Raw genomic sequence first — 14,147 nt, forward strand, 5'->3', positions numbered from 1 at the left:
ACGCAAACTAAATGAGGCGAATACGGCGCGCATCAAAGAACTAGAAGAAATGTTGCTGTATTTTAAAAATCAACTATTTGGGCAAAAGTCCGAGCGGACCACCACACAAGATCCAGATCAATTGTCATTATTTGAGGATCCAGACAGTGTTTTTAGCCGGTCAGAGCTCACTGACGAACAAAGCACGCAAGAAAGTAAGACAACGGTCCAAAAACCACAAAAAAAGCGGCAAAAAAGGGAAGAACAGGTAGCCGGCTTAGACGTAGTAACTACGATATATCGGCGTGAATCCGATTTTTGTCCTTTTGGACACAAGTTAAAGATGATTGGCAAAAAACCCCTGGGTAAAAAATTACGCTACCAGCCTGCTAAACTGTGGGTCGAAGATCAGTATCTCGAAACCTATACCTGTGACTGTGAAGATTGCGTTGATCAACAGGCCGGCGGTACAGCTTTTTACAGCGCCCAGGCACCGGGAAATTTATTTTTACATAGTTCCATTACAGCTGAATTGTTAAGTAACATTGTTTATCAAAAATACAGTCTGGGAACTCCTTTGTATCGGCAGTTAAAGGACTGGCAACGGCTAGGCTGGAAAACAAGTGAGTCAACTTTGTCGCGCGCTGTCATCAATGGTTCAAAGCTGCTTCAGCCTTTAGCCGAATTGATTCACTCTGAGTTGCTCAAAGCACCTTATCTGCAAGGTGATGAGACAGTCGTGCAGGTTTTAAGAGAACCGGGTAAAAAAGCAAGTACTGAATCAAGAATGTGGGTCCTACGGACCCCGCAAACCGCACAGCACCAAGGCATATACTACGCGTATCAACCTGATCGGACAGCTAAATCCGGGCAAAAGCTTTATGCTGGCTTTTCTGGTGTGTTACAGTGCGACGGTTATTCAGTCTATTCATCTGTTGATTGTTGCGATCGGGTCGGTTGTTTGGCTCATGTCCGCCGGAAGTTTTTTGAAGCGGCCAAAAGAGATCAGCGAGCTAAAAAGCCACTCAAGATGCTTAATCAAATGTTTAAGCTGGAAAAGAAATGGAAAAATCTATCGCCTGAAGCTAGAACGAAAATGCGTGGTCAAAAACTAGCGCCATTATTCACTGACTTTTGGCAGTGTTTGTCTGAATTACCAGCTTTACCAAAATCAATGCTGGGCAAAGCAATAAAATATGCTAACGGTCAAAAAACCGCAATCGACAAGTTGTTACAATATGGGGCTTTCGATCTGTCTAACAACACTTGTGAACAAGCAATAAAATCGCTGATCATTGACCGGAAAAACTTTCTGTTTAGTACCAGCATAGCCGGCGCACAGGCTAACGCAATCTGGTTAACATTAATTGAAAGTGCAAAAGCCAACGGCTTGGATCCATTGCAGTACCTTTTTGATATTCTGACAGCTCTCTCTCAAGCAGATTCTCTAAGTGAAGCTGAGTTGAGGCATTATTTGCCATGGAATCGAACGAAAAAGTTAAAAAAAGCGGCTGCTTAAGCAGTCAGAAAAAGAGGTGCAAAGTTCGCAATGCACTTTACATCTCTTTTCTGACCACTTATGCAGCGACATTTTTGCTTTTTTTGACAACCTCATATTTTTACTTGCTGAATTTTATCTTTTCATAGGTAAAATAGACTAGGATTGTTACCCAAGAAATTATGCTTGTTATGAATAAGATGGATACAATCTTGGGGGTCTGAAAGCTTAATTTAAATGTATTTCTACCCTTATTGACTGTCACTTGTGGCTGATTTATTTCATTAAGAGTGTATGTCTGTTGTTTATTGCGGTTTTGTTTTGTGGTTAGACGAGACTCCTTGTACATAACTATTGGCAGCGATTTTTTTTCGACCTTAGCCGCCCTAATTGAAATAATCATTTGACCATCTGAGTTCACTCGTTTTGATACACCTTCAGAATCCTTAGTTAATAGTCTGATATAAGGACCATATAAAGGAGATATTTTTCTTCCGTCCAAAGGAATCGCTGTTTTTGTTGGGAGATAATCCATGTTGTATTTTTGTAAAGAATTCAGTCCCTTGCTTAAGTCTGGGTCCATAAATGCCTGCCTTACGCCAGTTGGGCTGGTTTTGAAAAACAAATGGTTTCTCCACGGTGAAATGGAAGCTGTATTCCATGCTCTTGATTGGCTGCTAACTTCAGAAAAAACTGAAAAAGACGAAAGAATCAGTAGTGGTAGTATGAAAAGTTTCCATTTTGAGGAATTGACCTCTAATTCTTTGATATTCAATCCAATGGTCAATAAGGATAAACTTTCTGGTATGACTATGAACCTTCTTGGAAATTGAATCAGCTGTTTCAAAAACAAAAAGTGATAGCTTGCCCGTTCCCAAGGGAAAATATCAGAAGCGAGTAGTGCAAAAATCACTATTGTAATGGTTGACACTTTATTCAAAAGAGAAATATTATTCCAATATAATAAACTAAATATGACCGTTATAATAATAATAAGGGAAAAAATGGTTCCATAAACAGGACTACGACCGATATCTGAGGCAAAAGGACCATTGAGACTGAAATTACTTGTAAAATCTCCCATGGATTCGTATGGCCAGGGCCCCAACATATTGTTATGTAATTTTAGTTGTAACAAGGATCCCCAGACATTGCCGGTTAGGCATAAACAGATAAGTACAGCTAGAAGTACCTGTAAGAAATAACCTAACTTGCTTTTTTTATTAAAAAAGCCACCAACAAAAAATGGCATCAGACACAATACTCCCAAAATTGCGGTAGGCATGTGAACTTGAAATAAAATGGAGACAGAAATGCCCATAATAATGAAGTCTCTAGGTTTTGAATCTTTTTTGATGAGGTTGATCCCGCCAATCAAGAGTAATGGGAAAAAAGCTGCACCCCAACCAGTGAATTGTTGAGAAACTATCCATACTGTCACAATTGAGCTGGTAGAATAAAAAAGAGCCAGTACACACGCCAAAGATTTCTTTAGTTTAGCTTTAAGGCAAAGCAGGTACATAGAACAAGAACTAACCAATGACAAACAGATGTCTGAAAGCAATTGATATCTGTACCAATTTTTGGCTATAAGTAATAAGAAACCTTGAAAATAAGAAAAAACTGGGCCATACAAAGCATTAACCACGCGACCTATCCCGCCAAATCCAAAGTTCATTAAAAAATAATTAAACTTGCCGGTCTTAATTTGCATCATGGAATCATAAAAACGATTTAAGTGAAAAACTGAATCGATTCCAAGAATAAGTGAACTTCTATTTATTTGAGGGACTATTAGAAAAAATGCCAGCAACAAAAAAACAAAAAAAGGCCAAAGTTTATTCCACCAATGATAAATCGTTTTATACATTTGCAATTCCCCCTAAGATAAAAAAATACTTTTTGTCGCCTTGTAAAAATAAAACAGAATATCACGGTTTTCAAGCAGTGGTTAATTTGATAAAGACTTTTGCTTTCTGATAAAAGAGGCCAAATTATCAGCTCCAATGCTAGCTAAGATTAAAATAAAAGGTAGTAGCTGGATCATGTACCGACTCTTTCCTCCTTCGAACATAAGGAGGAAAAGGAAAAAGCCGACAATTGAGTACTTAAATATTTGCGTGAAAAGACGCTCGTTAGGGATTGAAAAAAGCGTCAAAATCCAAGTTAGAATCCAAAAAATTTGTACTGGGAAAGAAAATGCCGTATGTGCCGTGAAACTTATTTTTTGAGTTGTAAATAATTTTTGTGCGAAGTTATCTGGATTAGGCTCAAAAATTATCTTGTTTCCGTTTCCCGCCCAGTTAAATCCGCCATCAGCAGTATTGAAAACATGTTTTCTAATTAAAAAGCGTTGGTAATTGCCCACGTTTTTGTAGCCAACAATTCTTTTTTTTAAGACTCGGATATCCCGCTCATTTCGCTTATCTGGATCTTTTATTCTTTTATCAGCAAAATAATCAGCAGGATTATATGCACCCATCTTTATCGAACCCATAGCTGCGAAATGCATCATGGAAAATGCCCTATTTTCGTTTAGATTGAGATTGGGGATGTTTTTTTGATAATTGTTAAACGACAAAGCCAAAACTATTGTTGTAATGGCTAGAGTCAGCAAAGATAAAAATGAGATGGTACTCTTCTTGATTATCAAAGCAACGCTGCCTACGATAGCTGCGGCAATATAAAAAATAATCAAAGAAGGTTTCATAAAATAACTGGCAGTGAGAATAATTGCGAGGAGAACAGGGTAAATAATTTTTTGCCAGATTTTCTTTGCTTTAAATATGGATACAGTCAGGCTGGCTGCCGCAGAACTAAAAAAGAATGCCCAAATATCACTGTAAGGAACGGCAATCCAAGGTGATAATCCCATCAACAAAAAGCCGAGAATCCAATAAACAGTACCTGTGTATCTATTAAATAAGCCCTTGAGGGTGTGACCTACAACAATGATTGAAAAATCAACTAAAGCTATGTTGACTCGTGCTAAAAATAAAGTCAAAACAGGTAAATCAGGCTTTCCTAAGAATAGCCAAACACCGCGCTCGTATAGATAAAGAAGAATATTATTGGGATATACAGAGAGGTATTCATTAGTTAAAGCTTTCATTTGAGGGAAGTCAGCTACTCGGGTTAAAATCATATTTGCATCCCACATGGTTTTTCCGTTAATTGATTTAACAACGTAGAATTGCCAAAAAACAATCAGAACAAAAAGAGCAAGAGTTAGCGGGCGTACATACTTGGAGATCAGAAAGTAAAGTTGTCGAAGATAGGGCTTTATAGAATGATAAGTCAGAACAAAAATAACACTCACGATCAGTACCAAGTCTACCAAGTAGACACTGCTTGAACCGAGTTCGTCAAAATACGGTAGAATTTTAGATGCGCTGCCTAGAATGGCAATCGATACCAGTATAACTAAAAACACGTTAATGAAATTGTTGCTCCAATGCTGAATTTTTTTTTGCAAAATAATTTCTCCTCATTTTAATGCAAATAGTGTATATTTTAGATGGTTGGCAAATTCAAGTTTGGTAAAATTATTTATCAATTTGGTTATCTTTTTCTTTAATCAAATAAATTGGTCTTTTCTTTGTTTCTAAATATATGTTTCCGATGTACTTACCTAATATGCCCAAACATAACAATTGGATCCCACCGATCATCAAAATTACGGAAATCATAGATGCCCAACCATAGGCACTTCCACCAAAGAAAAGCTTTCTGATGATAATAAAGATTATTGCAAGAACAGAGACTATAAATGAGCTAAGTCCAACATATGAAGCAATTGCCAAAGGCTTCTCAGAGAAGTTGACAATTCCCTCAATTGAATAGTGAATAAGCTGCCAAAAGGACCAGTTTGTTGTGCCAGCAACGCGTTCCTGATTGACGTATTCCAAATACTTAGTGTTAAAGCCGACCCAACTAAAGATGCCCTTAGAGAACCTATTATATTCCGAAATTTGAATTACTGCATCAACTACTTGTCTAGTCATTAGACGGTAATCGCGAGCTCCTGGGACAAACTCGGTATTAGAGAGGCGGTTGATAAACAGGTAAAAAAGTTTTGAGAAAAAAGAACGAATCCTGGGCTCTCCTTGACGATTAATTCTACGTGCACCGACAGCATCATACCCATCATCTTCAATTCCAGACAACATAACAGGAAGTAAGGAGGGAGGATCTTGTAAATCAACATCCATTACAGCTACATAATCACCATTTGCTTCACGCAAGCCAGCGTAAAGAGCAGCCTCCTTGCCAAAGTTTCTTGAAAAGGATAAGTAATGTACCCTTTCAGGATCGGTTGAATTTAGGTTTCGTAAAACGTCAAGGGTTTTGTCAGTTGAGCCGTCATTTACGAACCAATAATTGAGTTGATATCCATGTAAGTCTTTTTTTATTTTTTCAGTTTCTTTAAAAAAGAGTGGAATCGTTTTTTCTTCATTATGACAGGGTACAACTACAGAAATTATCTTCATTAAGTAATTATGCCTTCTTTCGACCTAGTTCTAGTGTCAGTAATATAAAATACTTTTCCTTTCTGGCACATTTGAGCGTATAATATAGGGTAAAATATCAAACAAATACAGAGAGGTGATATTTATCAAACGCGTACTTACTTATGGGACCTTTGATTTAATGCATTACGGTCACATCAACTTATTAAAGCGAGCTAAAGCGTTAGGTGACTACCTAATCGTAGCAATCTCAACCGATGAATTCAACTGGAACGAGAAACACAAAAAGACTTATTTTCCTTATGAACAACGCAAGCAGCTGGTTGAAGCTGTTCGTTACGTTGATTTAGTCATTCCAGAAGAAGGTTGGGATCAAAAAGTCAAAGATGTTCATAATTTTAACGTTGACACCTTTGTCATGGGTGATGACTGGGAAGGCAAGTTTGACTTCTTAAAAGATGAAGGAGTCGATGTTATTTATTTGCCACGTACACCAGAAATCAGTACTACTAAAATTAAAGCTAATCTCCACGAAGATCAGCCTAAAAATTAGTATTTTACGAATAAAATATGTACTTGATTGAACGTCGTCAAAAGCGGCGTTTTTTTAATGCTTTTTATTCTTCTTTTCTCCTGGCAAACCTTCTCTTGTGGCTGAATTTACGACGAGTTTCTTGATGAAGTTCAAGAGAGGCTGTCTATGTGCGCCAACTAATCCAATTGCTTCAACAAATAACTCTAGGCCGAGTAAGGAAGCAATGATTAGGAAAATCGTACCCCAGAGGCTAGAGAGCGGCAGGAGCAATGAAATAAATGAAAAAATCATGGCAATACCATAGATGACTAAAACCGTCTGCCGGTGTGTCAGTCCCATTTGCATCAACCGATGGTGTAAATGATGTTTATCTGCTTGGAAAATCGGCTTTTTATTGACCATCCTGCGTAAAATCGCATAAACAGTGTCGGTGATTGGAACACCCAAAATAAAGATTGGGATAATAATGCTGATAAATGTAGCGTTTTTGAGTCCGTAGAGAGAGAAGACTGAAATCATAAAACCAATAAATAAAGCACCTGTATCACCTAAAAAGATACTTGCCGGGTGAAAATTATAAGGCAAAAATCCAATTAAAGCGGCAACTAAGGTTAACATTAGTATCGGGACAAATGTTGTATTTACAGTTAAAAAGAAAAATCCAGTAATAGCACTCGTAGTCAAAGCAATAATGGAAACGCCGGTTGCTAAACCGTCTAAACCATCTAGTAAATTAACAGCATTAGTAATTGCTACTATCCAGAGTAAAGTGATTGGCATACTCATCCACTTGAGGTGAATTAATCCAATCAACGGGATAGAGAACGAAGTCATTTTGACACCTGCAACATAATAAACGATTGCAGCTGCAAGAACTACGCCCAGCAGCTTCTGGTAAGGCCTGATTTCAAAAATGTCATCAATTACTCCAGTAATAATTACGATACATTCAGCCAAAAATAGCGCCATTAGTTGCTTAGTAGGAAATTGCGCGCGCAACAGAACGAAGTTGCAAAAATTAAACGCAATAAAAATGCCCAGTCCACCTAAGGTTGGCATTGGTTTTCTGTTTACTCTTCTGGCATTTGGTTTGTCAATAGCGCCGACTTTGATAGCTAGCTTGCGGATTATGGGTACCAAAGCAGCTGAAATAATCATGGTGGCGAATAAAGATGCGAAAATTTTGTACATAAGCAAAAGTCCTCTATTAATGTAATAGTATTACTGTCTGTAAATTCTTTTACTAACAATGATAACATATTCTAAGTTAAAAATTTGATAGAATTATGGAACTTATTTCAGTGAGTCGCGATGGCATAAAAAATAGAAAATATTCATGAAAAAGGTGATATACTGATTGATGGATAACTATGAACTTAAAACAGTTGAGATAACAGCTAGGATGCTTATATGAAAACGATTTTACCAGCGAATAGTTATCTGTGTAGTGGATAGATTTATTATTACATTTTATTTGGGGGTAACTTTGTAATGGAAGTTAAAAAAAGGTTTAAAATGTATAAAGCGGGTAAGAATTGGGTAATTGCCCCGCTGGTGTTTTTCGGCTTAGTTGCAGGTATGCAGGTTGGTCTGAATACTGTTTCTGCTGATGAATCTAATCAACCAACAGCAACTGTTGTTGATCAAGACGACAAAACTTCAACTGAAAGGAAGACAGATGCTACTGGCTCTGAATTAAGTGATGGATCTCAAGGTGCAATTGACCAACAGCAACAAGGGACAGCTGAAAACAATACCGAACAACAGATTCAGGATGCGGCTCAAAATACAAGCGAGTCTTTGTCGACGAATAGTTCTGTAATTGAGCAATCCGATGATGCCGCTACCAAGTATGGAAATGAAGCTGCTAGTCAGAATGATACACAAACCCAGCAACAAGTTAGTGAGGCTAAGACTGCAACAGACGATGACACAAAAAGCTCTTCTACTTCGACTACGGAAAGAGATAATTCTGTTGATTCAAGTGAAGTTAAAAGGTCTGCTGGGGGAAAAGATAAGACTTTGGTTAAACATGGACCAGCAAAACTTGATAATCAGAATGAACCAAAACAAGTTAAAGAAAATGGTTATTGGTATTTACGCGATCAGAAAGGCAACAATCTAACTGGTTTTCAAAATATTAAAAATCAGAATAAACGAGTCTACTATAACCAACAAGGCCGGATGCAGTATGGAGAACAAAAAATTCAAAGTCACTGGTATTTATTTGACCAAATGACAGGTGCTATGCAGACTGGCTTCAAACAGGTAAAAGCTGCAAAGAATTCAAAAAAGACAGTTTATTATGCGTCAAATGGTCAAATGCAATATGGCGAGCATCAAATAAATAAAAAGTGGTATTTATTTGATGACAAGTCTGGTGCAATGAAGACTGGTTTCCAAAAACTGGTAGACAGACAAGGACGTAACAAGACAAGCTATTATGCAGCAAATGGTCAGATGCAATACGGCCAGAAAAAGCTCAACAATCATTGGTATAACTTCGATCGTCAAACAGGAGCTATGTCAACCGGTATAACCAAATTGCCTAATAAAACAGTTTACTATGCAGCAAACGGTCAGATGCGATATGGCCAACAAAAAGTAGCTAACCACTGGTATCTTTTTGATACAGTAACTGGCGCCATGAAAAAAGGGTTCCAGAGATTGAAGGCTCCTCAAAGGACAGTTTATTATGCAGCAAATGGTCAAATGCAATATGGCGAGAAATTGATTCGTGGCAAATGGTACCTGTTTGACAAGCTAACTGGTGCAATGAAGACTGGTTTTCAAAAACTTGTCGACGGAAAAGGCGAACATAAAACATCTTATTATTCTTCAAATGGACAAATGCAATACGGTCAGAAGATAATCAATGGGTCCTGGTATCTTTTTGATTCAGTAACCGGTGCGATGAAAGTTGGATTCCAGAAAATTGCTAATCAAAATAAAACAGTTTATTATGATGTGAATTCAGGGAAAATGCTGAAAGGGCAACAAAAAATCAATAATCGCTGGTACTTATTTGACCAAAGTACTGGTGCTCGAAAGACTGGACTGCAAGTTATCGAAGATCAGAAAAAGATAGTCTTTTATGATTTAAAATCTGGTCAGATGCAGTATGGTACTGTTTTAATGGATAATCAGAGTGATACAGAGGCAGTATTCTATTTTGATAAACAGACGGGTGCTTTAAAAACAATCGGGGATAAGTCATGGTACGATGAAGCTCTAAATGACATGCCAGTTTCTTATGACGATCATTCAATGAATACAGTTGATGGATATCTTAGTTGGACTGGGTGGTATCGTCCACGTGGAATTCATCAAAATGGACAAAAATGGGTCAGCACAAGTGAATCAGACTGGCGCCCATATATGCTGTATATTTGGCCGTCCAAAGATATTGAAGCTCAATACATTAAGTACTTCGTCAATCATGGTTATGTTGATGCGTCGACTGGTTTGACAAGTATAGATGTTGCTGGATTAAATGGAGCTACGTCAAATAAGACGTTAAATGGTTATGCTAGAAAGCTACGTGATGCTGTAGAAAAAGAAGTTTATAAGAACAATTATAGTACGGGAAATCTTGCAAGCACGATGGATGCCTTTATCGCAACAGTTCCTGATTTTAACGGCTTATCAGAACTGCCTGTTGAAAAGGAGCCAGGTTATAAACCTGATCATAGCGGTACTGTTGATAATGATCAGATTATTTTTGTTAATAGCGGTGAAGGTAACCAAAAGCAGGGAAGCACGACCAACGCAGATAGTAAATTCCGGAACATGAATTATACTATCTGGAATCAATATGGAAATGAAACCGGCAGCGACAATTTTGGACCGGAGCTGTTGGTTGGAAATGATATTGATAATTCAAATCCAATTGTGCAAGCGGAAAATATTAACTGGGAATATTATCTGCTTAAATATGGTGAAATTAATGGTTATGGGAAAGATGCCAACTTTGATGGCTTTAGAAACGATGCAGCAGACAACATTGATGCTGATGTTCTTGACCAGCAAGCTCAATTATTAAACGACATGTTTGGATTGAAAGACAGCGAGTCAAATGCTAATAGTCATTTAGTATACAATGAAGGCTATCACTCCGGTGCAGCAAGCATGCTTGGCGCAAAGGATAATCAACAATTGTACATGGATAGTCAAGAATTCTATACTTTATTAAATACTCTTGGCAAAGCTGCTGGACAACGCGACGTGTTAGGGAACCTGATTACCAATAGTGTGGTAAATCGTCAGAATGATACTAATGATAATCAAGCCCAGCCAAACTGGTCGTTTGTAACGAACCATGATCAGCGTAAGAATGTGATCAACCAGATGGTTATTGATTCTCATCCTGGAGTTACGGATATTATGGGTGATAGTTACAAGCCAGAATATGCTGAGAAAGCTTGGAAAGAATATTATCAAGATCAACTTAAGACTAACAAAAAATATGCGATTTATAATGTGCTTTCTCAATATGCAATCTTGCTGAGCAATAAGGACACTGTGCCTCAGCTTTATTATGGGGATATGTATGATGAAACAAAAGCATATATGGAAAGCAAATCTATCTATTATGATGGAATCGTGAACATGCTTAAAGCACGACAAAAATATGTTGCTGGTGGGCAGTCTTATCAGTCCTACGGCGATAATTTAGTTGCAAGTGTTCGTTATGGTAAGGGCAATAACGATGTTAATTCAGTTGCGTCAGACACTCTTGGAAGAAACACAGGAATAGCGGTTATCGTTTCCAATGATCCTTCTATGAAGAAACAAACAATTACTGTTGCTATGGGTAAAGCCCATGCAAATCAGAAATATATGAACATCATTGATACGATTGCTTCCAGTTCAAAAGTTGAGGGTGTCACCTTCGATAGTTCACAAGTCCTAACAACTGATTCTAAAGGCAATTTGATAGTGACTGTTCAAGGGTATGCAAATCCTTTAGTTAGTGGCTACCTTGGTGTTTGGGTTCCGTTTGGTGCTAGTGCAGGTCAAGTGGCCACAACAAGTGATTCTACGACTAAAAAGCAATCTGGTAAAATCTATGAATCCAATGCAGCTTTGGATTCTCATGTTATTTATGAAGACTTTAGTTTATATCAGCCAAACTTCACAGATATTCATAATTCTGCATATGTTAAAATCGCGGATACTGCACAAGATTTTTCTGATTTAGGAATTACTGATTTTTGGATGGCACCACCATACACTTCCTTCAGCATGAGTCGTTACAACGAGGGGTATTCGACTAACGATCGCTACACTCTAGGGACAGAAGCTAACCCAACTAAATATGGAACTGGTGCACAGTTGGCAGAAGCATTGCAAGCAATCCATGCAGCTGGAATGCAGGCACAAGTAGACTTGGTTATGAATCAAATGTTAGGTTTTCCGACTCAAGAGGCAGTTACAGTTAGTCGGACAGATAACTATGGCAATCCACTTTCTGTCGACGGAAAAACTTTTGCAAATGAAGTCTATCTAGCTTACACGATTGGCGGCGGTGAAGGGCAAACTAAATTTGGCGGCAAATTCTTGAATGAGTTGCAGCAATTGTATCCAGACCTCTTCGCTACTAAAGCTAAATCAACTGGAATTGCTCCTGATCCAACAACTCATATTACCCAGTGGTCTGCAAAATACCAGAATGGTACATCTACACAAAATGTTGGTATCGGAAGAGTCATGAAAAATAAAGATGGCAGCTACTACTATGTAGAGAGTACCAAAGATCATTTATTACAGACCCAGTTGCCAAGTGAGTTTACTTCCGACGAGGATTGGTTGGCCAATGGTGACCAAAGTCGCGGATGGGTTCGTACACAGCACAAGGTGTACTATTTAAATGCAGACGGTTCAGTCGCTTTGGGTCAGAAAAAGATTGGCAACTCTTGGTATATGTTTGATGAAAAAACTGGCGTAATGCAGAAAGGTTTTGTTTCATTACCCAAAGCCAAAAAAACTGTGTATTATGACCTAGACGGTAAGATGATGTATGGCGAGCAAAAAATCAATAATCACTGGTATTATTTCGATAAAGTGACAGGTTCGATGGCAAAAGGATTTAAGAAAGTTTCCGGGAAAACTGTATATTATAACAGTAAAGGTCAAATGTTATACGGCAGACAGGTTATCAATGGGAAAACTTACTTTTTTGATACTAAAACTGGTGCTTTGAAAAAATAATTACCTAAATGGTGAGAAAGGATCAAGTTGATCTTTTTCAACATAACTTGATTTGAATAGTTCAATAAAGACGTGTACACTACTTTATGGGCGTGCATGTCTTTATTTTTATATTAGATTTCACGTTGTATAATGTTCCATGTGGCCAGGGAACAAGGTTCTCACTACACTGATATTTAAAATAGGAGAATAGTAATGGATTCAAATACTCTAACGATCGTTGTTCCTTGTTTTAATGAGGAAGAAGTTTTACCAGAAACAAATAAGGAGCTTGGTCAAATTCTGACCAAGCTGATTCAAGAAAAAAAAATCAGTGCCCAAAGTAAAATTCTCTACGTCAATGATGGCAGTAAAGACCGGACATGGGAAATAATCAGTGACTACTGTGAGAAATATGATTATGTTACGGGAATTAAGTTTAGCCGTAATTATGGTCACCAGAACGCCCTAATTGCAGGAATGACTACAGCAAATGACTATTCTGATATGATTATCACTATTGATGCAGATTTGCAGGACGATGTTAACGCGATTCCTGAAATGGTAGCTAATTATCTAGATGGTTTTGACGTAGTTTATGGTGTTCGTAACAGTCGCAAAACAGATACTGCTTTTAAACGTAAAACAGCACTAACATACTATAAACTGATGGGTAAAATTGGGGTTAACTTAGTCCCCGATTCTGCTGATTATCGTTTGTTAAGCAAAAGAGCAACATCAACTTTATTACAATATAAAGAACGTAACTTATTCTTGCGGGGGATGGTACCCTTAGTAGGTTACCGGTCAACTAAAGTTTACTATGCTCGTAAGGAACGTTTTGCCGGCAAGTCAAAGTACCCATTAAAAAAGATGCTGAACTTTGCTTTTGACGGAATTACATCGTTTTCAGTTGCTCCGATCCATATGATCATGAACTTAGGTATCATGGTTGTTATTGTCTGTTTGGCAATGATGATTTATACGTTGGTTCGGAAAATGATGGGTGATGTGATAACTGGCTGGTCCTCGATAATGATCTCAATTTGGTTAATTGGAGGAGTTCAGTTAATTTCGATCAGTGTGATCGGTGAGTATGTCGGAAAGATTTTTTCTGAGGTTAAGCAACGTCCGAGATATGTTATCGAAGAAGATAAATTTACAGATAAAACACAGAACAATGAGTAAGGTTCAACAAGTTTTCCGCGCATAAGAAGTGCGGAAAACTATTTTTTTCGGGTGTACACTTTTTAGTGTTGATGAGTAAAATCATCAGCACTATTTTTTTCTCAAAATACTAAAAAAGGACATCATTGTCCCTCAAGTGCTAAGATTAAAGTGTCCAAAAATCAATCAAAGCGAGGTTTTAATGATGTCCCAAGACAATTCTATCCTAAATTTACTCGAGATTAAAGACCCTAATATCCAAACTTCTGCAGTCGAGGATCAAGTTCAAGATAACTTGCACTTTAAAGAA

At 37.7% G+C, this 14,147-nt stretch carries 8 protein-coding genes; 4 read left to right on the forward strand and 4 right to left on the reverse strand.

What is annotated here, in order from left to right:
- Window positions 1–1,498: IS66 family transposase (gene tnpC / locus LFYK43_RS11005; protein ID WP_124978260.1), on the forward strand; the 1,498-nt coding region annotated here is incomplete at its 5' end.
- Window positions 1,499–1,598: 100 nt separating this feature from the next.
- Here tnpC and LFYK43_RS11010 read toward each other — a convergent pair.
- The 3 genes from LFYK43_RS11010 to LFYK43_RS11020 all read right to left on the reverse strand — a co-directional run bounded on the left by LFYK43_RS11010 (window position 1,599) and on the right by LFYK43_RS11020 (window position 5,967).
- Window positions 1,599–3,347, reverse strand: coding sequence for a putative glycosyltransferase family protein (locus tag LFYK43_RS11010; RefSeq protein ID WP_124978262.1), 1,749 nt, complete (start codon window positions 3,345–3,347; stop codon window positions 1,599–1,601).
- An 81-nt stretch (window positions 3,348–3,428) separates the two neighbouring features.
- Window positions 3,429–4,952: a glycosyltransferase-like membrane protein gene (locus tag LFYK43_RS11015; protein ID WP_158609242.1), complete on the reverse strand. Its 1,524-nt coding sequence runs from the start codon at window positions 4,950–4,952 to the stop codon at window positions 3,429–3,431.
- A gap of 70 nt (window positions 4,953–5,022) precedes the next feature.
- On the reverse strand, window positions 5,023–5,967 hold the full coding sequence (locus LFYK43_RS11020; RefSeq protein WP_124978266.1) for a glycosyltransferase family 2 protein: 945 nt from the start codon (window positions 5,965–5,967) through the stop codon (window positions 5,023–5,025).
- A 124-nt stretch (window positions 5,968–6,091) separates the two neighbouring features.
- Between LFYK43_RS11020 and tagD the strand changes: the two genes are divergently transcribed.
- On the forward strand, window positions 6,092–6,499 hold the full coding sequence (tagD, locus tag LFYK43_RS11025) for a glycerol-3-phosphate cytidylyltransferase (RefSeq protein ID WP_124978274.1): 408 nt from the start codon (window positions 6,092–6,094) through the stop codon (window positions 6,497–6,499).
- Between the two features lie 54 nt (window positions 6,500–6,553).
- On the opposite strand, the gene LFYK43_RS11030 is transcribed toward tagD, so the two are convergent.
- A complete protein-coding gene (locus tag LFYK43_RS11030; RefSeq protein WP_124978268.1) occupies window positions 6,554–7,672 on the reverse strand; it encodes a glycosyltransferase family 4 protein in 1,119 nt (372 codons plus the stop codon).
- Window positions 7,673–7,972: 300 nt separating this feature from the next.
- Between LFYK43_RS11030 and LFYK43_RS11035 the strand changes: the two genes are divergently transcribed.
- Window positions 7,973–12,691, forward strand: coding sequence for a glycoside hydrolase family 70 protein (locus LFYK43_RS11035; protein WP_124978270.1), 4,719 nt, complete (start codon window positions 7,973–7,975; stop codon window positions 12,689–12,691).
- Window positions 12,692–12,886: 195 nt separating this feature from the next.
- On the forward strand, window positions 12,887–13,858 hold the full coding sequence (locus LFYK43_RS11040) for a glycosyltransferase family 2 protein (protein WP_124978272.1): 972 nt from the start codon (window positions 12,887–12,889) through the stop codon (window positions 13,856–13,858).
- Window positions 13,859–14,147 lie beyond the last annotated feature (289 nt).

Source organism: Ligilactobacillus salitolerans (genome assembly GCF_003864415.1).
Classification (GTDB): Bacteria; Bacillota; Bacilli; order Lactobacillales; family Lactobacillaceae; genus Ligilactobacillus; species Ligilactobacillus salitolerans.

Bases quoted from the DNA above. Each gene is read 5' to 3' on its own strand.
- LFYK43_RS11010 (WP_124978262.1), bottom strand. From the start codon at position 3,347: ATGTATAAAACGATTTATCATTGGTGGAATAAACTTTGGCCTTTTTTT.
- LFYK43_RS11020 (WP_124978266.1), bottom strand. From the start codon at position 5,967: ATGAAGATAATTTCTGTAGTTGTACCCTGTCATAATGAAGAAAAAACG.
- LFYK43_RS11030 (WP_124978268.1), bottom strand. From the start codon at position 7,672: ATGTACAAAATTTTCGCATCTTTATTCGCCACCATGATTATTTCAGCT.
- LFYK43_RS11035 (WP_124978270.1), top strand. From the start codon at position 7,973: ATGGAAGTTAAAAAAAGGTTTAAAATGTATAAAGCGGGTAAGAATTGG.
- LFYK43_RS11040 (WP_124978272.1), top strand. From the start codon at position 12,887: ATGGATTCAAATACTCTAACGATCGTTGTTCCTTGTTTTAATGAGGAA.